Below are 25,047 nucleotides of genomic sequence, written 5' to 3' on the forward strand. Positions count from 1 at the left end.
AACCCTGTCCTAATTCACCAGCTCTATGACAGAAAGCTTCTGCCTTCGCAAGAGCAAAACGGCAAAATTTCGTCAACGCGCGACGGAAGATTGCCGATGTTGCAAATTTCAAGCAAGAAAGTTTCGCTGCAGCGCATCATTTTGTTTGTTGATTGCTTAGATCAATTTCTGTGATGAGTCCTTCAGCACTGCACTCTTGATAGCCTGCACCATTGGATTAATGTCCGGCAGACCTTAACTACCTTTCCCGCAAACCTGTAGTCTCAGTTGGTGTTATCAATGTTTTTTGCTTCCGATAATTGGGCCGGCGCCCATTCCAAGATCGCCGAACGTCTGCTTGCCGAATCCAGCGGCTTCGCCTCGGCCTACGGCACCAGCGATCTCGACCAGAAGGTCGAAGCCAAGTTCGCCGAGATTTTCGAGCGCGAAGTCTCCGTCTTCTTCGTCGCGACCGGCACCGCCGCCAATTCGCTATCGCTCGCCAGTGTCCAGAAGCCGGGCGGGATCAGCTTCTGCCATACTGAGGCGCATGTCGCCGAAGACGAATGCGGCGCGCCGGATTTCTTCAGCGGCGCGAGGCTCGCGACCGTTGACGGTCCCGGCGGCAAGATCGACCCGAAGGCGCTCGCCACCAAGGTCGCGCGCTTCCCGCAGGACGCCATCCATCACGGCCGCGCCGCCGCCGTGACCATCACCCAGGCGACGGAAATCGGCACGGTCTATTCGCTCGCCGAGATCGACGCCATCGCCGCCATCAGCAAGGCGAACGGACTGCCGCTGCACATGGATGGCGCGCGCTTCGCCAATGCGCTGGTCGCGCTCGACGCCAGCCCGGCGGAGATGACCTGGAAGCGCGGCGTCGACATTCTCTCCTTCGGCGGCACCAAGAACGGCTGCTGGTGCGCCGAGGCGATCGTCTTCTTCAATCCGGAGCAGGCGAGGGAAATGCATTTCATCCGCAAGCGCGCCGCCCAGCTTTTCTCCAAGTCGCGCTTCATCGCCGCCCAGTTCGACGGCTATTTCCAGGATGGTCTCTGGCTCGACCTCGCCCGCCATTCCAACCGCATGGCCGACCGCCTGCGCGCCGGCATCGAGCGGACGCCTGACGCCCGCCTCGCATGGCCGACCGCATCGAACGAAGTCTTTGCCATCATCTCGAAATCAGCCGCCAGGACCGCCGAGGACAAGGGCGCGAAGTTTTATGAATGGCCGATCCCGGAATCGCAGCCGGACCTGGTGAACGAGAATGAGGCCCTGATCCGCCTCGTCACCAGCTTTGCCACGACCGAGGACGATGTCGCCGGCTTCCTCGGCTGCCTTGCTTGACGATTAAATAAAAAAGAGCGCCGAACTGGCTAAAAGCCAGTTCGGCGCTCAGTCTGGCGACAAAAGCCTAGTTCTGATTCCGATGCGTGAACATCGTGAAGTTCGATACGCCGTCAGAAGGCGGCGCATGATGAACGATCATCGTCATTGCCATTACGCAGGCTACAAGTCCGGAAATGAAGATGGCACCATAGATCATGGAGGCTGATATCCTCGCTTCAGCTGATTCACTGGAAAATAGGATAGCAACACAAACTGACTCGAACCTGAACCGCGTGCACTTCCAAATCGGGACACGCGAAAAGAGAAATGACAGCCGGCGAAGGAATCTTAACAAAACCTTTACGCCTATCCACATGATCAGTAACGGCTTTCATGATCGGCTCGAAACAAACCCGACGCGTCACATCGACCGCAATCCCCTCACCTTCGCCAGGATATCCTCCGACAGAGCGCTGACCAGCAGCTGATCCGCCCCCTTGCGCGGCACCAGCACGAACTCGACATCCTCCAGCGCCGGCAGCCAGCCGGGCGCGATTTCCGACAATCCCGCCGGCGCCATGCTGCGCGGCTGGACGAGCACGCCCATGCCGGCGCGGGCCGCGGCCGTCAATCCGCTGAGGCTGCCGCAGGTGCAGACGATGCGCCAGGGCACCTGCTGGCGGCGCAGCGCTTCCAGCGCCACGGCCCTCGTAACGCTCGGCGCCGGAAAGGCGATCAATGGCAGCGGCCCGGCAAGCGCGCGGATGCGCGCCGGATCGCGCGCCAGCCAGACCAACGGCTCGCGATAGACCAGTTTTCCCCTGACATCGCCGAGACGACGCTTGGCGAGCACGAGGTCGAGATCGCCATTGTCCTGCATCTCGTAAAGTGTACCGCTTAGCGCCACTGTCAGTTCGAAATCGACGGAAGGGTGCGAGCGGACGAAATCCTCCAGCACATCCGGCAACTGGCTGGTGACGAAATCTTCAGAAACGCCGAGCCGCAGACTGCCGCGCAGGCTGTTGCCGGCAAAGAGCTGCTGCACTTCCCCTTCGATCGACAGCATCTGCCTCGCATGGCCAAGCAACGCCTCGCCGTCGCCCGTCAGCACTACCCGATGCGTATCGCGCGCCAGCAGCCTGCGCCCGAGCGTGGCTTCCAGCCGCTGTATATGCTGGCTGACCGTGGACTGGCCAAGACCGAGGCGCTCGGCGGCCAGCGTGAAGCTGCCCATCTGCTCGACGGCGACGAAGCTGCGCAATTGCGTGAGATCGAGCATCGCTTTTATCCTGAACTGCGATAACTGTTATTCCTTGCATCGTGGATCACGATAGGTCTATCTGCAAGGACATTCTTACGGCTTATAATTGCGATTGGGGTTGGCACGATGCGCCGCTTTCTTCCAGACACCTTCACCATGCTGCTTGTCCTGACGGTCCTGACGGCTTCCTTCTTTCCCGTTCAGGGAGCGAGTGCCCACTATTTCAGTATCGCCACGAACTTTGCCATCGGCCTGCTGTTCTTCCTGCACGGCGCGCGCCTGTCGCGCGATGTCGTCATAGCCGGCCTGCTGCATTGGCGGCTGCATCTCGTCATCCTGCTGACGACCTTCGGCATTTTCCCGCTGCTGGTGCTCGGCATCGGACAGGTCGTGCCGAACAGCATCTTGCCTGTGTCGCTCTATACCGGCTTGCTGTTTCTGAGCGTGCTGCCCTCGACGGTACAGTCGTCCATCGCCTTCACATCGATCGCCGGCGGCAACGTTCCGGCCGCCATCTGCTCGGCTTCGGCTTCCAACATCTTCGGCATGTTCCTGACGCCGCTGCTCGTCGGCGTGCTGTTTTCGGTCGGCGGCCAGGGCGGCGGCTTTTCCTGGGACGTGCTGTGGCAGATCATGCTGCAGCTGCTGGCTCCCTTCATCGCCGGCCAACTGTTGCAGCCGTGGATCGGCGACTGGATCCGTTCGAAGAAGAAGATCCTGATGCCGGTCGATCGCGGCTCGATCCTGATGGTCGTCTATTCCGCTTTCAGCGAGGCCGTCGTCGAGGGCCTGTGGCACACCTTCTCGGTGCTCGACATCACCACGGTCATCGTCGCAAACATGGTGCTGCTGGCTACGGTACTCTGCATCACCATGTTCGGCAGCCGTGCGCTCGGTTTCTCCAAGGCCGACGAAATCACCATCACCTTCTGCGGCTCGAAAAAGTCACTGGCAAGCGGCGTGCCGATGGCCAACGTCATCTTCGCCGGTCAGGGCATCGGTGCCATCGTCCTACCGTTGATGCTGTTCCATCAGATCCAGCTGATGACCTGCGCCTTCCTCGCCCAGAAATATGCCGATGCGGCCAAGAGGCGGGAGACGGCCAAGGCGGAAACCGAGGCCAATGGTGCCACGAACGCAGCCTAAACATCCTTGACGGTACCAAACACAAAGGCGGCGCCCCATCGGAGCGCCGCCTTTTTTTGATCTTGGGAGGATCTGTCTTCAGCCTGTCGGCTGACGACGGTTAGCTGATATGAGCTTCGATCGCCTTCGGGGTATCGACCGGCTCGGCGGCGATGGAGATGCGGCGGGGCTTCATGGCTTCGGGAATGTTGCGCAACAGATCGATGTGCAGCAGACCATTCTTCAGCGAAGCCGCCTGGACCTCGACATGATCGGCGAGCTGGAAGCGGCGCTCGAAGGCGCGCTTGGCGATGCCGCGATAGAGATATTCGCTGGCTTCCGCCGGCTCTTCGCTCTTTTCACCCTTGACCTGCAGAACATGGGCGTGAGCCTCGATGCTCAGTTCCTTCTCATCAAACCCGGCAACGGCCATGGTGATGCGATAGGTGTTCTCACCCGTGCGCTCGATGTTGTAGGGCGGATAGGTCTGACCCTGATCCGGCTGCGCAAGGCTGTCGAGCATGGTGAAGAGACGGTCGAAACCGACGGTGGAACGGTAAAGGGGAGTAAAGTCTACGTGACGCATGGTGTCCTCCTGTGAGCGACGATTGCGATTTACGATTTGCCCCGCGACCCCGCTCTGGGCGGCCTTGGGACGGTTTTGCGGGCCCGTTTGGCACCCGCAGAATGGAGATGGTGATCGCTTTTCGGGAGTTCAAGACCCCGATGGTCAGCCCCGGATTTCGGTCAAAAGCCGCGTGAACCGCAGATGAACACCCGGTTCGGTACCCGTTCAGGCTGGCGGGACTATCAATATAACCGTCGGATGCATCGAATACATCCGATGACTGAAGCATATCGTCCCTTCTTCTTCAGTCCTTACTCGGCCGGCTCAGCGGATCTCTCTATCTCCGCAAGCCGGCCTTTTTTATGCGATACGGTGGGGATCTACCCTACCGCAAAAGCTTCAACGATCCGGTCAGCGATTTCACCCATTTCGATGGACCTGCGAGCCCCAGGCCGTCGATCACCTCTTCCGACAAGTCCCGGTCGGGGAATGTCGCCTCATAGTCCGCATAGGCGTGCAGCGACCGCGCGAAGGCTGGAAAAGGCACGATTGCCCGTTCGTCCGGCTGCGACAAGGCCTTCAGCATCAGCGCCCGGATCGTATCCGCATCGGCCTGCAGGATCGGAACCGGCAGGTTGGAGCTGATGTCGATGGCGCGATCGTCGCGATCGGCAAGCTGACGGGCCGCAAGACCCGGAAATCGGGCGCCGAGACCAATGGCGATCGCGCCCGCCGTGTTGGCGATCAGGCCGAGCGGCAGTTCCGGATTGATGATGATGGCGAGGCGGGTATCGGGGACCATGGGAACCTGCGGCAAGAGTGAATTTGCGCCGCAGGATATATCGCTCCCCGCGAATGATCCTGCCTTTCATTGCCTGAAAATTGCCTATTGTGGTAGAGTCTACCCAATTTAACTCCACTTAAGGTGAAGTATGCCCTTTCCGCTCGAACCAGTCGATACACGTATCCTGGGCGCCCTCCAGAACGACGGTCGCCTGACGAATCAGGCACTCTCTTCCGAGGTCGGACTTTCGACCTCGCCTTGCTGGCGGCGGGTTCGGCAACTGGAGGAGAGCGGCGTCATCCAGAGCTATACGGCGGTTCTGGATCGGCGGCAGATCGGCCTCGGGGTTCTCGCCTTTATACGGGTCAAGATCGACAGTCACAGCGAGGCGGAAGCGGAGGAGTTCTCGCAAGACGTCCTGAAACTGAGCGAGGTCGTCGCCTGCTACAGCATCGCCGGAGACGCCGATTTCCTGCTGCAGGTCGTGGCCGCGGATCTCGATAGCTACGCCGACTTCGCCATGACCATCGTACGCCGCCTGCCTCGGATCAAGGAAATGCAGACGACGTTCGTTCTGAAGGAAATCAAGCCCTTCAAGGGTTTTCCGTTGGATGTGGCGGGCCGTTGAGCAAGACCACATACCGGCCCTATCAAACGCCGTGTTTTGCGATCACTCGTCCCAGCCTATTATTTTGAGCCCTGGCCACGATACAACCCATCGATCGATCTTATTTTTATATATGTCGCGCGTAATCTGCTTCTTGATCGGGCGGACGACCAGCTTGAGGAGATCGGAGATTCCATATGGCGCGCAGAGTTCCAGGCCATTGGTCCCGGGCTGCACACCGACGGCCGTTGCCGTCGTTGGAAATGTCGTGATTGCGTCGGCGGCAGATGTGTACGGGGCTATCGGATATTTGAATTTTTCTTCATACCAGAGATGAACCCTGGCTTCGTTTTTCACGTCTATCCACACTGGCAAATCAGAGAAAGAACTCCGGATTCGAAGTGCGTGCTCCGCCTCCGCACCCTCCGAAAGATCCCCGGCGTCAAAGTAGACGATATCGACATCGTTGATGCCATGCGTCAGGGGAAGGCCAAAAGAGTGATTCCAGACCGTTTGCGCAACAGCACCAGCAACCAGCCAGCAATCCGGGAGAGCAATTTTTTCCCAGTTGCGCAGGATCGGAGATAGCAGAGGGCTTTCCTGAACGATCGCCTGTAGCCGTAAAGATAACGCATCCTCCACGTCGAATCCCCCTACCGAATCCATCAACAGCCGATGACGATCACCATGAAAAGTCTTTCACGGCCGATTTTGCAATGGCACATTTGTCGCAACCAAACAGCGGATCGGGAAAGTGAGCGCCCCGCCTAGACACAACAAAGACCCTCAATAAAGCAGTTGGAACTCCCCCGCTGCGCTATCCCCTTCGGAAGACCCACCCGCTAGCAAGGCGCGACATCGTCATGGATTCGATCATCTTTTCCACGCCAGACAATCCGGTGCTGGAGAATCGCATCGGGGGGCTTCAGGCGCTTTGATGGGCACAAGCGGCTCCATACAGCCATAAATTGCTTATTTCGCTGATCAACAGTTGGTCGCCGTGCATGTCCCGCAAGCCCTTTACGTTTGGACCGAAGACATCCTATTCTGGGAGAGTGGCTGCCCAGTCGGGGTATTGAATGTCGGCACTCCCTTTTTCGAAGATTTACGCATCGCTGAACGCGCTGCTCGCCGCAATCGGTCTGTTGACGGTGGCTGCGCTGACGACGCCTGATATAGCCGGACCAACCAGGCTCGTCTTGGAAGTGCTGCTCACCAGCGTCTGGGCCGCCTATGTTCTGCAATTGATCGAGACGCTGTTCATGCAGCGGTCGAGAGAGGCTCGCGGCAGAGCGCTGGAAACCACCGTCGACGTGCTTGCCGTTTTGGTCCCCGTGGCCGCATTGCTTTTCGTCCGCGGCCGCGACCAAAGCCTCTATTGCGCTATTTGGCTTTTGAAGCCGCTGCGCGGCTCGACCTTCTTCCGACTGCTGGGCAGGGTGTTGACCAAAGAGGCGCGCAACCTGATCGGCGTCACCTCGATTTTCGGCATCGTTCTATTCGGCGCGGCACTCGCAGCCTATATCATGGAGCGCGACGTCCAGCCTGACAAGTTCGGCAGCATCCCCCTGGCGATGTGGTGGGCGGTTGTCACGCTATCGACCACCGGTTATGGCGACGAGATTCCGCAAAGTTTCGCCGGTCGCGTCCTTGCTGGGTTAGTCATGATGTGCGGGATCGGCATCTTTGCGCTGTGGGCCGGCATCCTCGCCACCGGCTTCTACGAAGAAGTTCGTCGCCAGGACTTCGTGCGCAATTGGCAACTGGTTGCAGCAGTACCGCTGTTTGAGAAACTCGGTTCGGGCGCGCTCATCGAGATTGTGCGGGCGCTGAGACCTCGTGTCGTGCCGGCCGGCGCCATAATCTGCCGCAAGGGCGAGACAGGCGATCAAATGTTCTTCATCGTCGAGGGCCGCGTCACCGTCGCCACGCCGAACCCTGTAGAGCTCGGCTCCGGCAGCTTCTTCGGCGAGATGGCGTTGATCAGCGGCGAGCCCCGCTCGGCGACCGTCAGCGCCGCGACTGAAGTCTCACTGTTGTCGCTCTATTCGTCGGATTTCCAGATGCTGTCCAGCAGCAGCCCGGAAATCGCCGACATTATCCGCAAGACTGCACTCGAGCGACGCGGTGCGACACCAAAGGCCTGATGAAGACGATGTTTTGAGGAGGCCGTATTTGGCGGCGTCTTAGGTACCAGCGCTGCCATCGGAGATGGCTGATGGAGGAATATATCGGGACCGGATATGCGACCGCAAAGACCGTCAATAAACCTGTTGCAATTCCCCCCACCTACGCTATCCCCTTCTAAAGAACCACCCCGCTAGCGAGGCGCGACATCGTCATGGATTCGATCCTCTATTCCACACCAGACAATCCGGTGCCGGAAAACCGCATCGAGGGGTTTTTCGAGAGCTTTGACGGGCGCAAGTTGCGCTATGTCGTCTTTCGCAGCGAGCAGCCGGTCGCCAAGGGAACCGTGGTGCTGCTGCAGGGCCGCAACGAGTTCATCGAAAAATATCTGGAGACGATCCGTGATCTCACCGCCAAGGGCCTGTGGGTCGCGACCTTCGATCTGCGTAGCCAGGGTGGATCCGAGCGGCTCTTGAAGGATCCTAGGCGCGGACATGTCCGCCGTTTTTCCGATTACGAACAGGACCTGACCGCCTTCCTCGACAAGATCGTGCTGCCGGACACACGCCTACCCTTCTTCCTGCTCGCGCATTCGACAGGCGCGCTGATCGCGCTGTCGGCGGCGCCCCGGCTTGCGAGCCGGATCGAGCGCATGGTGCTGCTCGCGCCCTTTGTCGGCCTCACCGGCCAGGGTGTCTCGCCCGGCATCGTGCGCGCCATCTCAAGTGCCGCCAGCGCTATCGGTCTTGGCCGGATCCAATTCAGCAAGAAAAATCTGGAAAGACCCTTCCCCGAGAACCCGCTCACCGGTGACGAACGGCGCTATCGGCGCAACACAGCGATCGCCGCCGCCTATCCGCAGCTCGTTCTCGGTCCGCCGACAGCGCGCTGGCTGTCGGAAGCCTTCCGTGCCATCGATCGCGTCACCAGGCCCGAGCATCTGTTCTCGATCAGCATTCCGACGGTACTGATCGCACCGACCCGCGACGGCATCGTGCCCTATGCCGATCAGGAACGGCTGGCGCGCTATTTCCGAGCAGCCCAGCTCGTGCCCATTTACGGGTCCAAGCATGAAATCCTGCAGGAGCGGGATATTTACCGGAACGCAGCACTTGCCGCCATCAACGCTTTCATTCCCGGCAGCGACGCCGAAACGAGTGCCGAGGCAATGGACGTCGGAAGCTAGCGCAATTCCAGGAAAACTGTGCTGCGGTTTTCCGTCCGGAATTGCGTAAAAACAAGAGTTAGCGCGCTAGAATAGCCCGTGCCTGATCGTAGACCGCGCGGCTGCCGGCGGCGATGATCGAGCCGCCCATTTCCGGCCGGCCGCCGTCCCAGGTGGTGATGATGCCACCCGCCTGCTCGATGACGGGAATGATACCGCCGACATCATAGGGTTTTAGCGAATTTTCGATGACGAGATCGACATGACCGGCGGCAAGCAGCGCATAGGCGTAGCAATCCGTGCCGTAGCGGAAGAGCCGCACCTGGCTCTCGATCTCGCGATACTTCACCATCTCCTCGCCGACAAAGAGATGCGGTGAGGTGGTGAAGAGGATAGCCTTGGACAGACTGCCGCAATCGCGCACCTGCAACCGCCTTTCGCCGTCCGGGCCGGAATAGGTCGAGCCGCTGCCATCGGCGAAATAACGCTCGCCAGTAAACGGCTGGTCGATTAGCCCCATGATGGCACGGCCGTTTTTCTGCAGACCGATCAGCGTTCCCCAGACGGGAACACCGGAAATGAACGCGCGCGTGCCGTCGATCGGATCGATCACCCAGACATGCTCGCGGTCGAGGCCGACATTACCGTGCTCCTCGCCCAGAATGCCGTGATCGGGAAACTCCGCCTCGATCAGCGTCCGGATCGCCACCTCGGCGGCCCGGTCACCCTCCGTCACCGGGTCGAAGCCTTCAGCTTCCTTGTTGACCACATCGACGCCGGCGCGAAAGCGCGGCAGTGTTTCGGCCTTGGCCGCTTCGGCCAGACGATAGAAGAACGAGCGATCAGGAAGCATGGTCGATCCGGATAAATGACGGGACGGGCGAAGTCATAGCGCATAAAGATCGGGAAGCAAACCGAATGCCGATGCAAGAGGCGGAATGCTCGCGGATCAAGCAGAAATTTCTAAATTGCCTAAATATCTTGCACTGCAATATTCTGCTTGACATTTGTGCAATGCGGTAGCATCATCCCCCTACAGTCTTCTGACTGTAAATACCCTCCTTGGGTGTTTCCTCCCTAGACTTAGCCGCGCCACAAGCGCGGTTCTTTTTTTGTCGGGATTATTGTTTCACTGGAATGACGCGGCAGATGCAGAGCCGATTTCTCCGGTGTATTGTAGGTGACTTCAAAGGTCCTGCGAACCATCATTATCCCGCGATATTCGGCCTGTCGCCAAACTCCCGCAAACCGTCTGCCCGGAATTTGCAAAGCGTGCCAAAGCACCGCTAACGCTAGTAGAGCGTCCTTTTGTAATCTTCCTCCAAGTCGTCGTCCATTTTGCGCATCTCATCCTTGTCGCTTGGCGCTCCAGTTGTTTCATCAAGAATGATCTTGATGAGCGACGGCATCTCGGTACGGTTTTGAAAGTGATCCGGGCTCCACAACCGAGAGCGCCGAAAAGCCTTGGCGCAATGCATGAAAACCTCAGCCACCTCGACTACAATCGCGAGTTTAGGGGCGCGATCATTAACGCTCATACCTTTCAGCAGATCAGGGTCATTCACCAGAGTAGCCCGCCCATTCACGCGCAATGTGTCGTCAAACCCGGGAATAACGAACATCAGCCCAACACTTGGATTGGCTATGATATTGACCAGGGTATCAAGGCGGTTGTTGCCAGGTCGATCCGGTATCGCCAACGTGCGCTTGTCGAGAATTTTGACGAAACCCACGGGGTCACCACGAGGACTGACATCCGCTTTTCCATCCAGATTTTGTGTGCCTATACACAAGAATGGCGAGCGCCTGATGAAGTCTTGCGCGTGCTCGCCGAGAGCGTCCTGACACTTCAATATTGCCAGAGCATGCGTGGCTTCAAATAGGCCTCGAAGAGACTGTTCATCTGCTATCACAAATTCTGGATTAAGCGTGAACCCCTTCATTATCTCGCCTTTCTAAGTTGCCTTGTTGGCTGAAGCAGCCGTGCCTAAGCGGTCGAGTTTGAATGTGAGCGCTTCACGTTCCTGCCCAGTGAAACGTCGCTTTCGGTACTGCAGATAGGTGGATGGCATCATTTTGATGTACGTACATCAAAAATCAATATCGCAAGATTTCGACGCAATCAAGATGACCGAGCTTGTTTGGTTTCTAAAATGGGACGCCCGCCGCAGTCGGTAACGTTCGCTACCAACGAAACAACACCATTGATTGTATATTTAGCGAAAACCCGGCAAGCCATCGGAAAGCCCGAACAAGGGTTCCGAAGGTTATATTGCGCCCAGACTTTCGGACGGTCTGCACGATTTCTGCACTCGCTTATAGGATGATTTTCTGTCTCGCTCGCCCATTTCGGCGAGTTCAGAGCGCGAGATACGCCCTACTCAGCCGCCAACGCCGGATCGCCCGCGTAGGATTCCACATGCTCGGCGATGCGCTTCATGAACAGGGTAATGGCAGCCGCGACCTGATCGAAATCCGCACGCTTCTCCAGCGTCGTCTCATCGACATAAAGCGAGCGATTGACCTCAATCTGCAGGGCATGCAGCCCACGGGAGGGGCGGCCGTAGTGCTCGGTGATGAAACCGCCGGCATAGGGCTTATTGCGCACGGCGTTGAAGCCCATCTCCTCGAGAATCTGCATGGCGGCGCGCGAAAGCTCCGCCGAGGCGCTGGTGCCATAGCGGTCGCCCAGGATGAAATCGGGCCGCATATTGCTGCCGGCGATGCGGATATTGCCCGGCATGGAATGGCAATCGACCAAAACGCCGAAGCCGAACTGGACATGGGTGCGGGCAATCAGCCGCCGCAGCGTCGCGTGATAAGGCTTGTAGATCGTGTCGATACGCCTCAGCGCATCCTCGACCGGCACGCGCCGGGCATAGATTTCCATGTTTTCCGCGACGATTCGCGGGATCGTGCCGAGGCCGCCAGCGACCCGCAACGAATTGACGTTTGCGTAAGGCGGCAAGGCGCCATCGAACATGCGCGGATCGAGCTCATATGGCTCGCGATTGACGTCGATATAGGCGCGCGGGAAATTGGCGAGCAGCAGCGGTGCACCGAGATCGCTCGCCGCCGAAAACAGCTCATCGACATAGTGATCTTCCGAACGGCGGATGGCGATGCCCTGCAGGCGGGATTGGGCGATGAAGTCGGGCGGATAGATGCGACCGCTATGCGGCGAACTATAGACAAAGGGAATTGTCTGGGAGACTGGCTCCGATACCTCGAAAATCTCGAAATTACGCATTTCTGCGGACATCAACGTCTTACCGTTTCAACACCTTGTCGCAAAATCCATGTTGCCAGTTGCACGCCCGCAAGTCCATACTAACTTTAGCAAAATGGCCTTAATCCAACGCTGTAAAAGCGACGGACCCGGAAGCCCGATCCCAGGGTCCGCGCGAAGCGGCCTTGCGGATGCAACCACGCAGTAGCGACGCGGATGATTATATATCTCGTCCGACCATTCACAGCTTGTTTACGGCGACAGGCTACCTTACAGGCTGGACAAGTCCAACAAGACAACAGTTGATTAGCGAACAGATGATGACCCAGAAGATACTTCTTGCCGAAGATGACAACGACATGCGTCGCTTCCTTGTGAAGGCACTGGAAAAGGCCGGCTACAAGGTCTTGTCCTTTGACAACGGAGCAAGCGCCTACGACCGGCTGCGCGAAGAACCCTTTTCGCTGCTCCTGACCGATATCGTCATGCCGGAGATGGATGGCATAGAGCTGGCACGCCGCGCCACCGAGCTCGATCCCGACCTGAAAGTGATGTTCATCACCGGTTTTGCCGCCGTGGCGCTGAACCCTGATTCGAAGGCGCCGAAGGATGCGAAGGTGCTTTCCAAGCCCTTCCACCTGCGCGAACTCGTCGACGAAGTGAACAAACTCCTTGCCGCATAAGGCTTGCCGCGCACGGCGTCATAAAATTGAAAAAAGCCTATTGACGGCTCCCAAGGTTTTATGATCTATGCGCCGCCATCGGATGGGCGTGTAGCTCAGCGGGAGAGCACTACGTTGACATCGTAGGGGTCACAGGTTCAATCCCTGTCACGCCCACCATCCTAATTCGCTGAAAAGCAAGGCCTTTCGAGAAATCGAAAGGCCTTTTTCATTTGGCGCCGGCTTGCCCGGCCATCCCCTCGTCCAGACGCAAAGCACCCTTCCCAATTTGTGGAAAAGGCGCTTCTGAATGCGACAAGGAACAGGGGCGATCAGCGGTCCAGAAAATGCTGGAACACCGCCGACGTGGGATAGGCATAGGAGCCGCGATCCACGAAGCTGTGCCTGTACAGACAATTTCTCAATGCCAGAATATACAGGGTGCTGCTTGGATCGGGCGATCCGCGATGCCAGGAATAGGCCTCCGGTTCGCAACGGTTCAGCGCCCTGTCATATCTCTCCAGAAGCACGGGATCGCTGTCGGCGCGAATGCCGCCGTGGTAAGATTGGTAGTTCGAGGGTGCCTCGCCTGCGGAGACGCAAGCCAAGCTCAATAAAGCTCCCAACGCTAACATCATTCTCATCTGCTTTGACCTCTCGCTCGTAGCGCCTCGAATACTCGATCGCGCAGACCTGAGAATAATGGTCTTTCCTGCAATATCCAATCACATGCTGATGTTCAGCGCCGGAACCCACCGCCGGCGAGCAATTTCCATTCGCGAACCGCTTGACTTCCGCTCGCGCTGTCACACTACTGTTACGTTAAGGCATTGATCGTACGGGAGGACGAGATGGCGGTCGTAAAGAAGCAGTTCTACAAAAATCACAAGCCCAATGGCGATGAGTATCTGTTCCATCTCGCCCGCGACACCGATAGCGGCGAGGTCTTCATCATCCGCCAATCCGACTATCTCGTCGATGGCGGCATCGAGAAGCAGATGACACTCTATGAATTCCTCGCGGGCGGCGGAAACCGGCAGAATGCGCTTCTGCAGTTGATCGGGACGCTCGTGCCGGAGTGACCGGCGCCCTTTCCGCGGTCGTATCTGGGCGCTGCGGGTTGACTGCCACATTTCGATCGGCAAACGTGTCCGGGCTTTAAAGGAGCCCGTAACATGCGATTCGCAGGCATTGCCATTGCTTTGACAGTCATGACCGTTGCCACGAGTGCCGACGCGCAGAATTTCCCTGGTCCTGGCGTGGCCGTCATCGACGGCAAGTGCTCCAAGCTGGTTGTCGGCAAGCTCGACGCATCCAAAGGCTGCACGCCCCAGATCGCCAGTGTGACGGGACCGGACGGCTCCGTAACCTTTATTTTTTCAGCCGGCGGCAAGATGCTTGGCTTCCAGGGTGACGGGCGCGGGATCAAGCCCGGCGCGACCAAGGGAACTATACAATTACCGGTCGAGGTCATCTCTACCGGCGCCGGCAACAAGATGGCCGGCCAGGTTGAGGCAAAAGGCGTCTGCACCTTCTCCAACCCCTATTCCGGCAAGCCTGTTGCGTTCCAATGCTCGGCGAAATCGACCGAACTGAGCTTTACCGGCAGCTTCCTGTCGAACGGCAAGCCGCCGCGCACCAAGAAATAGCCGATAGCGTCAGACCGGTCGAATGCATCTGATCCAGAACGGGCGCCGGAGAGCGCCCGTTCTGAATTTTATTGGGAACCGCCCTTTTTCTTGCCCCCGTGATTGGCATCGCCCGGCGCTTCGCGCGAAAGATCCGCGCCGCTGACATGGGCCGGTACGTGGACATCATCACGTGTCTGCGGCTGCAATGTCAGGTCGACATTGTGCGGCGGCAGCACTTGCGCCTGGCGCAGTGAGTTTGGTCGCGCGCGTTTCTGCCGCGCCGTCAGTTCGGGCCTTGGTTCTTTCGCCTTGGGGTGGATGGGGTGTGGACTCATGGGAGGTGCTCCTTGTCCGTTGTTCTCTATCCGACAATGGAATCCGCCTGAGGAATCCGCTCAACAACGGACATTGCCCTGCCCGCCTCAAAGCCAAACGCCTCCTTTTCCTGTTTGGTTCCGGAAAATTGCAGATAAACGGAAGCCAAGGCACCCGCATCCAATTCGGCTCTTGACGCGCATCGCAACTTCACTAACTAATGGTGGCATCTTCGCGCCTTCTGACATCGGCTGCGAAGTGAACTTTGGTGCCGGGCCCCTCTGGCGAGAGTTTTTACGGCGCTCTCGCGATGTCGGTACCGCCTGCAGATGAGCCGGCGGATTTCTTTTCATGAATAGTTTGACCATGCCTCGCCCGCATGCCGTCTTTGGCACGCGGCTGCGCTTTCGATCCGAATATCTCTCCTCCGTTTGTAGCGAGGTGCGCCCATGACGCCGCCCACCTCCTCCAGATCCGTGCTCGGCTATTTCGGCTGGGCTTTCGCCGTTACCGTTGCCGGTCTCGCCCTTGGCGCGCTGCTGGGCTGGAATGCGACCGGCACGCTCAGCGGCCTGGCGACAGCCTTTTTCATCTGCTCGGTGCTCGCCGTGCTGGAAATATCGCTCTCCTTCGACAACGCCATCGTCAATGCCAATAAGCTGAAGGAGATGACGCCGCTCTGGCAGCATCGCTTTTTGACCTGGGGCATCGTCATCGCCGTCTTCGGTATGCGCATCGTCTTCCCGCTGGCCATCGTCGCCATCGCCGCCTGGATCAATCCCTGGGAAGCGCTGAAGCTTGCGGCCGCGGAGCCGGAGCAATATGCGCGGATCATGCATGATGCCCATCTGCCCATCGCCGCGTTTGGCGGTACCTTCCTGATGATGGTCGGCCTCACCTACTTCTTCAATCACGAGAAGGATGTGCACTGGATCGCTTTCGTGGAAAAGGCGATGGCGCGTTTCGCCACCATCAAGGGCATCGAGATCGCCTTCGTACTGATCCTCATTCTGATCTTCTCCTCCCTGCTCGACGGAGAGGATTCGACGACATTCCTCCATGCCTCCATCTACGGTCTCCTGACCTTCCTGCTGGTGGAAGTCCTTGCCGGCTTTCTCGATGCCTCGCAAAAGACGATGAGTGCCGCCGCCAAGGGAGGCTTCGGCGCCTTCCTTTATCTCGAGGTTCTCGACGCCAGCTTCTCGTTCGACGGCGTCATCGGCGCTTTCGCGCTGACCCAGAACCTCTTCATCATCGCCATCGGCCTCGGCATCGGCGCCATGTATGTGCGCTCCATGACGATCATGTTGGTGGAAAAGGGCACGCTTGCCCATTATCGCTACCTGGAGCACGGCGCCTTCTACGCCATCCTGATCCTCTCGGTGATCATGTATGTCCAGACGCTCATGCATATTCCCGAGGTCATCACCGGCCTTGGCGGCGCGGCCCTGATCGGCATCTCGCTGTGGTCGTCGATCCGCTACAACAAGCGCAACGGCGTCGAACATGGGCCTGCCCATGAAGAACCGGGCGACCGGGCCGAGGCGTAAGCAAGAACACATGATCGTTGCCGCCTACCATCGCGGCAACGATCACCTCTCGCGGCAAGCGATCCGCCATACAGCTGCCTCCTTTTTGTCGAAACGTAACCTCTCCGATGAGAGTCTATTAGAACTTCCGCACTAAGATTGATGAACTTCCCAGTCGACGGCAGATCGCAATGGCGATATGAGTTGTCGAAGGGATGATATTTATAATCCTATAAGTTGCAGATATTCGCGTAACGCTTGAACAAGTGTCTAGGAGAGAGAAAGAATGGTAGCGAAAATCGTCCCGGTGATCATGGCCGGAGGCAAGGGAACACGGTTGTGGCCGCTGTCTCGTGCCTCGGCGCCAAAGCAATTCATTCAGTTCATCGGCGACAAGACGCTCTTTCAGAACACACTGGAGCGCGTTTCCGATCCCGAGCTTTATGAAGCGCCGATCGTGCTCACCAACGAAGAATTCCGCTTCCTCGTCGCCGAGCAGGCGCGTGAACTCGGCCTGACACTGGCCGCCGTGTTGCTGGAGCCGGTTGCTCGCAACACCGCCGCCGCTGTGGCCGCCGCCGCCGCGCTCGTCACCGAACTCTTCGGCAAGGACGCGACCATGCACGTCCTTGGCTCCGACTACGAGATCGATGCCAACGCGACCTATTACGATTGCGTCCGCATTGCCCGTGACACAGCGCTGCAGGGCAAGCTCGTCACCTTCGGTATCGCGCCGACCGAACCGGCAACCGGTTATGGCTATATTGAAAGCGGCAAGGCGCTGCCGAGCGGCGCCCATGTCGTCAAGCGCTTCGTCGAAAAGCCGGTTCTCGAAAAGGCCAAGGAGATGATCGCCAGCGGCGGGTTCTACTGGAACTCCGGCATGTTCATGTTCTCCGCCGCCCAGCTCCTTTCCGAAATCGGCGAATATGCGCCGGAAGTCGAAAAAGCAGCCAGCAAGGCGGTCTCCAAGTCCAAGCGCGACCTCGACTTCACCCGCCTCGATGCCGAGGCCTTCGCAAAGAGCCCGGATATCTCCATCGACTATGCGCTGATGGAAAAGACGGCGAATGCAGCCGTCGTCCCCTCGCCCTTCACCTGGTCGGATCTCGGAAGCTGGGATTCTGTCTGGAAGGTCGGCAAGCAGGACGACAACGGCAACGTCGCCGCCGGCAGCACGACATTGGTCAACACCAAGAACTCGCTCGTCATGACCCACGGCATCCATCTCGCCGTACAGGGGCTTGAGGACGTCGCGGTCATCGCCAGCGAAGACGCCGTCTATGTCGGCCACCTCAAGGACAGCCAGGAAGTCGGCAAGCTGGTCAAGCTGCTGGCGGGCCACAAGACCACGGCCAAGCTCACCGAGACGCATCCGACCTCCTATCGTCCCTGGGGCGGCTATACCTCGGTGCTGAACGGCGAACGCTTCCAGGTGAAGCGCATCTTCGTGCTGCCTGGCAAAAAGCTGTCGCTGCAGAAGCATCACCACCGCTCCGAACACTGGATCGTCGTCAAGGGCACGGCTGAGGTGACCGTCGGCGAGAATGTGCAGATGCTGCGCGAGAACGAGTCGGTCTATATCCCGCTCGGCGAGGTGCATCGCCTGTCCAACCCCGGCAAGATCCTGCTGGAGCTGATCGAGGTGCAGACGGGTTCCTATCTCGGCGAAGACGACATCATCCGTCTGGTCGATGAATTCGGCAGAAGCTAGCGCATAACCCCTTAAAATCGGAATCGATTTAAGCAAAGGATTATGCGCCAGTTCAAAGTGTTACTGAGACCCTAGCGCGTCCGGTTGGACGCGCGGCGCGTAATGTCTTAGACAGCAATGATTTCAATGCGGCGGGCGAAAGCTCGCCGCTTTTGCTTTCGCATTATACGGGACAGCCCCGATTGACCGCCAAGACGCCTTGCATTCTCTCGCTGCATTGCACACACTGCCACCGGGAACAGCAACTGCCGCACAACGATGCGGGGCTAGGCAAAGAGACAATATGGCGATCAAAGCGAGCATCTATCATCTCACCCATTACAAATACGACAATCCGATCCGCCTTGGCCCCCAAGTCATTCGCCTGAAACCAGCCTCGCATTCCAAGACCCGCGTCCTCAGCCACTCCCTGAAGGTCACGCCCTCCAATCACTTCGTCAATCTGCAGCAGGACCCCTACGGCAATTATCTCGCCCGCTTCGTATTTCCCGATCCGGTGACCGAACTGAAGATCGAGGTCGATCTCGTCGCCGACATGACGGTCTACAATCCCTTCGATTTCTTCGTCGAGGAAGAGGCCACCAAATGGCCTTTCGACTATCCCGAGACGCTTCGCGAGGATCTGTCGATCTACATGAAGCCGGAGGCGCCGGGACCGCGCCTTGAAGCTTTCCTCGCCACGCTCGATCGCTCCGAGCAACAGCCGACCGTCGACATGATCGTCGGCATCAATGCCCGGCTGCAGCAGGAAATCGGCTACGTCATCCGCCTGGAAACCGGCGTGCAAACGCCGGAGGAAACGCTGGAAAAGGCAAAGGGATCCTGTCGCGACACCAGCTGGCTGCTCGTCCAGGTCCTTCGTCACCTGGGCCTCGCCACCCGCTTCGTCTCCGGCTATCTCATTCAGCTCACCCCGGACCTGAAGGCACTCGACGGCCCCTCGGGCACGGAAGTCGACTTCACCGACCTTCATGCCTGGGTGGAAGTCTATCTTCCCGGCGCCGGCTGGGTCGGCCTCGACCCGACATCGGGCCTTCTGACCGGCGAGAGCCATATTCCGCTCGCCGCGACCCCGCATTACCGCAACGCCGCCCCGATTTCCGGCGGCTATTTTGGCGAAGCCAACACCGAATTCGACTTCGCGATGAAGGTCACCCGCGTCGCCGAGCATCCGCGCATCACCAAGCCTTTCTCCGACGAAAGCTGGGATGCGCTGAATGCGCTCGGCGAAGAGGTCGATCGCGTCCTGCAAAGCGACGACGTGCGCCTGACCATGGGCGGCGAGCCGACCTTCATCTCGATCGACGACTTCGAGTCTGAAGAATGGAACACCACCGCGGTCGGCCCGACCAAGCGCGACCGAGCGGATCAGTTGATCCGCCGCCTGCGCGATCGCTTCGCGCCCGGCGGTTTCCTGCATTACGGCCAGGGCAAATGGTATCCGGGCGAAAGCCTGCCGCGCTGGACCTTCTCGCTCTACTGGCGCAAGGATGGCAAGCCGATCTGGCAGAATCCTGCCCTGATCGCGCAAGAGACCGCCAAGACGGGCGCAAGCGTGGAGGATGCCGGCAAGCTTCTGAGCGCGATTGCCAAGGAGCTAGCGATCGAGCCCGACATGGTGCTTCCGGCCTACGAAGACCCGGCCGAATGGATCATCAAGGAAGGCAGCCTGCCGGAAAATGTCGACCCGTCCAATTCGAAACTCAAGGACCCCGAGGAGCGCAGCCGCATCGCTCGCGTCTTCGAGCGCGGCCTGACAACGGCGACCGGCTATGTCCTCCCCGTGCAGGCCTGGAATGCACGCGCCTCAGCCACACGCTGGGTGAGCGAGAAGTGGAGCACGCGGCGCGGCAAAATCTACCTGATGCCGGGTGATTCGCCGATCGGCTACCGCCTGCCGCTCGGCACCCTGCCCTATGTGCCGCCGTCCCGTTATCCCTATATCCATATCGTCGATCCCTCCATCCCGCGCACGCCCTTGCCGGATGTCATCGTGCCCGCCGGCCGGGCAATGCCGGAGGCCTCTTTCCAGGTCGACGAAAGCGGACAATCGCGCGTCGAACAGACACTTGGCGATATCCGAGGTGCTGTCCGCACCGCCATCTCCGTCGAGCCGCGCGACGGCCGGCTCTGCGTCTTCATGCCGCCGACCGAAAGCATCGAGCAGTATCTCGAACTCTTGGCCGCAGCTGAAAATGCCGCGGCGGAACTCGGACTGCCGGTGCATATCGAAGGCTATTCGCCGCCGCAGGACGAGCGCATCAACGTCATCCGCGTTGCCCCCGATCCCGGCGTGATCGAGGTCAACATCCACCCGGCGTCGAACTGGCAGGACTGTGTCGACATCACCACGGCGGTTTACGAAGAGGCCCGGCTGACACGCCTCGGCACCGACAAGTTCCTGATCGACGGCCGCCACACCGGCACCGGCGGCGGCAACCATGTGGTCGTCGGCGGCGCCAATCCGGGCGATAGCCCCTTCCTGCGCCGACCGGACTTGCTGAAGAGCCTGGTGCTGCATTGGCAGCGCCATCCGGCACTCTCCTACCTTTTCTCCGGCCTATTCATCGGCCCGACCAGCCAGGCTCCTCGCTTCGACGAGGCGCGCCACGACAGCCTCTACGAGCTGGAAATCGCGATGGCCCAGGTGCCGTTACCCGGCCAGGGCATCCCGCCGCTGCCCTGGCTTGTCGACCGCCTGTTCCGCAATCTCCTGACTGACGTTAGCGGCAACACTCATCGCTCGGAAATCTGCATCGACAAGCTGTTTTCGCCGGATGGACCGACGGGTCGCCTCGGCCTGGTGGAATTCCGAGGCTTCGAGATGCCGCCGAACGCCCGCATGAGCCTTGCCCAGCAATTGCTGGTCCGCGCGCTCATTGCCCGCTTCTGGCGCAACCCGATCGACGGCAATTTCGTCCGTTGGGGCACGGCACTGCACGACCGTTTCATGCTGCCGCACTACATTTGGCAGGATTTTCTCGATGTGCTCGCGGATCTTCGGCAAAACGGCTTCGACCTTCGCCCCGAATGGTTTCAGGCCCAGCTCGAATTCCGCTTCCCCTTCTGCGGCGAAGTCGAATATGAGGGCAGCAAGCTGGAACTGCGCCAGGCGCTCGAGCCCTGGCATGTTATGGGTGAAGAAGGCGCGGTCGGGGGCACCGTCCGTTATGTCGACTCATCGTTGGAGCGGTTGCAGGTGCGGCTCGAAACCAACAATCCGGCGCGCTACACCGTTGCTTGCAACGGCCGCGCCATGCCGTTGACGCCGACGGGCACCTCCGGGGTTTCGGTTGCCGGCGTCCGCTACAAGGCCTGGCATCCAGCTTCCGGCCTGCATCCGGTTTTGCCAATCAATACACCACTGACCTTCGACATTTATGATACATGGTCGAAACGTTCGATCGGCGGCTGCATCTACCATGTTGCCCATCCGGGCGGCCGGAACTATGACACCTTCCCCGTCAATGGCAACGAGGCCGAGGCGCGACGTTTGGCGCGATTCGAGCCTTGGGGGCATACAGCGGGCGATTATACTCTGCGGACGGAAACGGTGTCGGGCGAATTTCCGCTGACGCTTGATCTCAGGCGGCCGATAGGAGTTTGAAACAGGAATAAGCATGCGCAAAAAACCCGCGACGAAACGGCGTGATGACGTAAAGGCTGGCATCGGTAACGATCCGGCCTTTGCCTATTCGGCCCTGCCTGGCGTCGCCGACGAGATGGTCGACAATACCGGTGCGGTGCGCCCGGTCTGGCAGAACCTGCTCTCAGCACTCACCCGCATGCCGGAACAGGAGCTCCTAGAACGCTTCGCCCGTGCCGACCGCTACCTGCGCGACGCCGGCGTCTTCTACCGCGCCTATGGAGCAAAGGGCCTCAGCGAACGCAACTGGCCGATTTCGCACATTCCGGTGCTGATCGACGAGCGCGAATGGCAGACGCTGTCGGAAGGGCTTTGCCAGCGCGCCGACCTGCTCGAAGAGGTCATCGCCGATATCTATGGCGACAACCGGCTGGTGCAGGAAGGCCTGCTGCCGCCGGCGCTGGTCGGCGGCAATCCAGAATTCCTGCGGCCACTCGCCGGCGTCAAGCCTGCCGGCGGGCACTATCTGCATTTCCTCGCCTTCGAGATCGGCCGTGGGCCTGATGGCAACTGGTGGGTGCTCGCCGACCGCGCCCAGGCGCCGTCGGGTGCAGGCTTCGCACTGGAAACCCGTGTTGCCACCACCCGTGCCTTTTCCGACATCTACGCCGAAACCAAGGTGCACCGCCTCGCCTCCTTTTTCGGCGCTTTCCGCGATACGCTTCAGGGCGCAAAGCGCGGCGCGACGGACCGTATCGCCGTCCTGACGCCGGGGCCTGCCAACGAGACCTATTACGAACACGCCTATATCGCCCGCTATCTCGGCTTCATGCTGCTCGAAGGCGAGGATATCACCGTCGTCAACGATCAGCTCATGGTCCGGACAGTCGCGGGGCTGCGGCCGATCAGCGTGCTCTGGCGCCGCCTCGACGCCTCCTATGCGGATCCGCTGGAGCTCAATCAGCAATCCCATATCGGCACGCCGGGCCTGGTCGAGGCGCTGAGGGCGCAGACCGTCACCATCGTCAACGCACTCGGTTCCGGCATCCTCGAAACCCGCGCGCTGCTTGCCTTCATGCCCACCATCTGTCGGCATCTGCGCGGCGAGGACCTGAAGCTGCCGTCGATCGCCACCTGGTGGTGCGGACAGAAGGCCGAACGCGAGCATGTCGCCAAGCACATCGAAAAGATGGTGATCGGCCCGGCCTATTCCTGCATGCCCTTCTTCGATGACAGCGGCCAGTCCGTGCTGGGTTCGACCCTGCGCACCACCGCCAAGGAATCGATCGCCGACTGGCTGGCGAAGGACGGCCAGAAGCTGGTCGGCCAGGAGGTCGTCACGCTCTCAACGACACCAGCCTGGGTGAACGGCAAGCTGATCCCGCGACCGATGAGCCTGCGCGTTTTTGCCGCCCGCACCGAAAAGGGCTGGCAGATCATGCCCGGCGGCTTTGCCCGCATCGGCAGCGGTGACGATGTCGCCGCCATCGCCATGCAGGCCGGCGGTTCGGCCGCCGACGTCTGGATCGTCTCCGACAAGCCGGTCGAGCGTCACACGCTGCTGCCGGCCGAAGAGACCTTCACCCGCAACATGCCCGGCAGCCTGCCGAGCCGCGCCGCCGACAACCTCTTCTGGCTCGGCCGCTACATCGAACGCGCCGAAGGCGCATTGCGCATCCTGCGCGCCTGGCACGCGCGCTTTGCCGAATCGGCCGATCCTACACAGCCGCTGCTCGCCGATGTGAGCGCCTATCTCGGAGCCGTCGACATCGACACCGAGGAGGCCGTGCCGGAAAGCCTGCTGCGCAACATCGAAAGCGCCGTCTATTCCGCCAGCAACATTCGCGACCGCTTCTCCCCCGACGGCTGGCTGGCGCTGAACGATCTCGCCAAGACCGCCCGCCGCTTCCACGAAACGGTCAAGCCCGGCGACGACGCCAGCCATGCCATGACCATCCTTTTGCGCAAGCTCGCGGGCTTTGCCGGCCTCGTGCATGAAAACATGTACCGCTTCACCGGCTGGCGCTTCCTGTCGCTCGGCCGCTATATCGAGCGCGGGCTGCACATGACGCGCCTGCTCGGCCATATGTCCGGCCCGGAAGCGCCCGACGGTGCGCTCGACATGCTGCTCGAAATCGGCGACAGCGTCATGACCCATCGACGCCGCTACAACGTCAATACGGCGCGGCTGACGGTGACCGATCTGCTGGCGCTTGATCCGCTCAACCCACGCTCGATCCTGTTCCAGATGAACGAGATCCACCGCGAGGTGGAGCAATTGCCGAACGCCTTCGTCAACGGCCAGATGTCGCCCTTCTACCGCGAAGCCATGCGGCTGCATTCGGGCCTTGCCGTCATGACCCCGGAAACAATGAACGACGAGGTCTATCAGCGGCTGGAACGAGAGCTGGAACGGCTCTCCGACCTTCTGGCCCAGACCTATCTCGGATGATGTGATGCTTTACGACCTGTCGCTGCACATGGGCTATATCTACGACGTGCCGGCCAGCGGCGCGCGCCATATCATGCGCCTGCTGCCGCTGTCGCTTGACAACCGCCAGCGCCTGATTGCCGGCTCGCTGAAAATCTCGCCGCAGCCGGACGAGCAATCGAACTTCACCGATTTCTTCCAGCATCCGACGACCTCGATCCTGGTGCGCAATCATCATGAGAAGCTGGATATCCGCATGCAGGCGCGGGTGCAGGTGGAGAGCCAGCCCGTTAGCGCCGACTTCTCGCCCGTGCTGGCCAAGCTGCCGGACGAGATCAGCGACTGCTGGACGGTCGACTCGTCCTCGCCGCATCACTTCCTGGGCACCAGTCCTCGCCTGCCGGAAACACCCGAGATCGCCGACTACGCCCGGCAATGGGCAACGACCAATCTGACCGTGATGCAGATCGCCCATGCCGTCTGTACCCAGATCTACAAGGATTTCACCTATGACGCCAAGGCGACGACGGTGGAGACCACGCCGAAGGAGGCGTTCCGCTTGAAGCGCGGCGTCTGTCAGGATTTCGTGCATGTAATGATCATCGCACTGCGCAGCCTCGGCATTCCCGCAGGCTATGTCAGCGGCTTCCTGCGCACCATCCCGCCCCCCGGCAAGGAGCGGCTGGAAGGGGCCGACGCCATGCATGCCTGGGTGCGCGTCTGGTGCGGCGAAACGGCGGGCTGGATCGAACTCGACCCGACCAACAACATCCCCGCCGGCACCGACCATATCGTCGTCGCCTATGGCCGCGACTATTCCGACGTCGCCCCCGTCATCGGCGTGCTGAAAAGCTACGGCAGCCAGAAGACCGTCCAGGCCGTGGATGTTATTCCACTAAAGCAGCATTAATTACGCCAGTCGCTAAAAGTCGAACGATCATCTAAACGCCGAGATCAGACTTTTCACCGACATTCGCCGCCAGTCTGAGGCTATTACTTCGT

General features: G+C 59.8%; 22 protein-coding genes and 1 tRNA gene. 14 read left to right on the plus strand and 9 right to left on the minus strand.

Features of this window, described 5'->3' with window-relative positions:
• Nucleotides 1-279 precede the first annotated feature (279 nt).
• Complete coding sequence (locus AB6803_RS10765) at nt 280-1,326, plus strand: low specificity L-threonine aldolase (RefSeq protein ID WP_371108857.1); 1,047 nt, start codon at nt 280-282, stop codon at nt 1,324-1,326.
• A 403-nt stretch (nt 1,327-1,729) separates the two neighbouring features.
• Here AB6803_RS10765 and AB6803_RS10770 read toward each other — a convergent pair whose 3' ends face one another.
• Nucleotides 1,730-2,587 (minus strand): LysR family transcriptional regulator, encoded by an 858-nt coding sequence (locus AB6803_RS10770; RefSeq protein WP_174052302.1) that lies wholly within the window; start codon nt 2,585-2,587, stop codon nt 1,730-1,732.
• Between the two features lie 108 nt (nt 2,588-2,695).
• Between AB6803_RS10770 and AB6803_RS10775 the strand changes: the two genes are divergently transcribed.
• Nucleotides 2,696-3,715 carry a bile acid:sodium symporter family protein gene (locus AB6803_RS10775; protein WP_371108858.1) on the plus strand — a complete coding sequence of 340 codons (1,020 nt, stop codon included), beginning with the start codon at nt 2,696-2,698 and terminating at the stop codon, nt 3,713-3,715.
• A 100-nt stretch (nt 3,716-3,815) separates the two neighbouring features.
• Here AB6803_RS10775 and AB6803_RS10780 read toward each other — a convergent pair whose 3' ends face one another.
• Both AB6803_RS10780 and AB6803_RS10785 read right to left on the minus strand, forming a co-directional pair.
• The gene (locus AB6803_RS10780; protein WP_007701033.1) at nt 3,816-4,280 is read right to left on the minus strand and encodes an Hsp20 family protein; all 465 of its coding nucleotides are present in this window, start codon (nt 4,278-4,280) and stop codon (nt 3,816-3,818) included.
• A gap of 367 nt (nt 4,281-4,647) precedes the next feature.
• A complete protein-coding gene (locus AB6803_RS10785; protein ID WP_371108859.1) occupies nt 4,648-5,064 on the minus strand; it encodes a DUF2000 domain-containing protein in 417 nt (138 codons plus the stop codon).
• 130 nt (nt 5,065-5,194) lie between these two features.
• Here AB6803_RS10785 and AB6803_RS10790 point away from each other — a divergent pair, with 130 nt between their 5' ends.
• Complete coding sequence (locus tag AB6803_RS10790) at nt 5,195-5,674, plus strand: Lrp/AsnC family transcriptional regulator (protein WP_371108860.1); 480 nt, start codon at nt 5,195-5,197, stop codon at nt 5,672-5,674.
• A 42-nt stretch (nt 5,675-5,716) separates the two neighbouring features.
• Here AB6803_RS10790 and AB6803_RS10795 read toward each other — a convergent pair whose 3' ends face one another.
• Nucleotides 5,717-6,295: a nucleotidyltransferase family protein gene (locus tag AB6803_RS10795; protein ID WP_371108861.1), complete on the minus strand. Its 579-nt coding sequence runs from the start codon at nt 6,293-6,295 to the stop codon at nt 5,717-5,719.
• A gap of 437 nt (nt 6,296-6,732) precedes the next feature.
• Between AB6803_RS10795 and AB6803_RS10800 the strand changes: the two genes are divergently transcribed.
• Entirely contained in the window at nt 6,733-7,800 is a 1,068-nt protein-coding gene (locus tag AB6803_RS10800) for a cyclic nucleotide-gated ion channel (protein WP_371108862.1), read from the plus strand.
• 194 nt (nt 7,801-7,994) lie between these two features.
• Nucleotides 7,995-8,969, plus strand: a complete 975-nt coding sequence (locus AB6803_RS10805; protein WP_371108863.1) for an alpha/beta fold hydrolase — start codon at nt 7,995-7,997, stop codon at nt 8,967-8,969.
• Between the two features lie 58 nt (nt 8,970-9,027).
• Here the strand turns inward: AB6803_RS10805 and hisN are convergent, their stop codons facing one another.
• From hisN to AB6803_RS10820, 3 genes are all read right to left on the minus strand, one after another.
• The gene (hisN, locus tag AB6803_RS10810; protein WP_371108864.1) at nt 9,028-9,801 is read right to left on the minus strand and encodes a histidinol-phosphatase; all 774 of its coding nucleotides are present in this window, start codon (nt 9,799-9,801) and stop codon (nt 9,028-9,030) included.
• 439 nt (nt 9,802-10,240) lie between these two features.
• Complete coding sequence (locus tag AB6803_RS10815; protein ID WP_371108865.1) at nt 10,241-10,891, minus strand: pyridoxamine 5'-phosphate oxidase family protein; 651 nt, start codon at nt 10,889-10,891, stop codon at nt 10,241-10,243.
• Nucleotides 10,892-11,325: 434 nt separating this feature from the next.
• On the minus strand, nt 11,326-12,210 hold the full coding sequence (locus AB6803_RS10820; protein ID WP_371108866.1) for an N-formylglutamate amidohydrolase: 885 nt from the start codon (nt 12,208-12,210) through the stop codon (nt 11,326-11,328).
• Nucleotides 12,211-12,497: 287 nt separating this feature from the next.
• On the opposite strand from AB6803_RS10820, the gene cpdR1 reads away from it, so the two are divergent.
• On the plus strand, nt 12,498-12,860 hold the full coding sequence (gene cpdR1 / locus AB6803_RS10825) for a response regulator CpdR1 (RefSeq protein WP_004117561.1): 363 nt from the start codon (nt 12,498-12,500) through the stop codon (nt 12,858-12,860).
• 84 nt (nt 12,861-12,944) lie between these two features.
• Nucleotides 12,945-13,019, plus strand: a tRNA-Val gene (locus AB6803_RS10830).
• Nucleotides 13,020-13,171: 152 nt separating this feature from the next.
• Here the strand turns inward: AB6803_RS10830 and AB6803_RS10835 are convergent.
• Nucleotides 13,172-13,483, minus strand: a complete 312-nt coding sequence (locus tag AB6803_RS10835) for a hypothetical protein (protein WP_371108867.1) — start codon at nt 13,481-13,483, stop codon at nt 13,172-13,174.
• 207 nt (nt 13,484-13,690) lie between these two features.
• On the opposite strand from AB6803_RS10835, the gene AB6803_RS10840 reads away from it, so the two are divergent.
• Together AB6803_RS10840 and AB6803_RS10845 are read left to right on the plus strand one after the other, a co-directional pair.
• Nucleotides 13,691-13,921 (plus strand): hypothetical protein, encoded by a 231-nt coding sequence (locus AB6803_RS10840; protein WP_371108868.1) that lies wholly within the window; start codon nt 13,691-13,693, stop codon nt 13,919-13,921.
• A gap of 93 nt (nt 13,922-14,014) precedes the next feature.
• The gene (locus tag AB6803_RS10845) at nt 14,015-14,488 is read left to right on the plus strand and encodes a hypothetical protein (protein ID WP_371108869.1); all 474 of its coding nucleotides are present in this window, start codon (nt 14,015-14,017) and stop codon (nt 14,486-14,488) included.
• Nucleotides 14,489-14,556: 68 nt separating this feature from the next.
• Here AB6803_RS10845 and AB6803_RS10850 read toward each other — a convergent pair whose 3' ends face one another.
• Entirely contained in the window at nt 14,557-14,805 is a 249-nt protein-coding gene (locus AB6803_RS10850) for a hypothetical protein (protein ID WP_371108870.1), read from the minus strand.
• 429 nt (nt 14,806-15,234) lie between these two features.
• Here AB6803_RS10850 and AB6803_RS10855 point away from each other — a divergent pair, with 429 nt between their 5' ends.
• The 5 genes from AB6803_RS10855 (at nt 15,235) to AB6803_RS10875 (ending at nt 24,955) form a co-directional block, all read left to right on the plus strand.
• The gene (locus AB6803_RS10855) at nt 15,235-16,335 is read left to right on the plus strand and encodes a DUF475 domain-containing protein (RefSeq protein ID WP_371108871.1); all 1,101 of its coding nucleotides are present in this window, start codon (nt 15,235-15,237) and stop codon (nt 16,333-16,335) included.
• Nucleotides 16,336-16,600: 265 nt separating this feature from the next.
• Complete coding sequence (locus tag AB6803_RS10860; RefSeq protein ID WP_371108872.1) at nt 16,601-18,028, plus strand: mannose-1-phosphate guanylyltransferase/mannose-6-phosphate isomerase; 1,428 nt, start codon at nt 16,601-16,603, stop codon at nt 18,026-18,028.
• 283 nt (nt 18,029-18,311) lie between these two features.
• On the plus strand, nt 18,312-21,635 hold the full coding sequence (locus AB6803_RS10865) for a DUF2126 domain-containing protein (protein ID WP_371108873.1): 3,324 nt from the start codon (nt 18,312-18,314) through the stop codon (nt 21,633-21,635).
• A gap of 13 nt (nt 21,636-21,648) precedes the next feature.
• Nucleotides 21,649-24,066 (plus strand): circularly permuted type 2 ATP-grasp protein, encoded by a 2,418-nt coding sequence (locus tag AB6803_RS10870; protein WP_371108874.1) that lies wholly within the window; start codon nt 21,649-21,651, stop codon nt 24,064-24,066.
• Between the two features lie 4 nt (nt 24,067-24,070).
• Nucleotides 24,071-24,955: a transglutaminase domain-containing protein gene (locus AB6803_RS10875; RefSeq protein ID WP_371108875.1), complete on the plus strand. Its 885-nt coding sequence runs from the start codon at nt 24,071-24,073 to the stop codon at nt 24,953-24,955.
• Nucleotides 24,956-25,047: the final 92 nt, after the last annotated feature.

The sequence above is a fragment of the Rhizobium sp. RCC_161_2 genome (assembly GCF_041355235.1).
Lineage (GTDB): Bacteria > Pseudomonadota > Alphaproteobacteria > Rhizobiales > Rhizobiaceae > Rhizobium.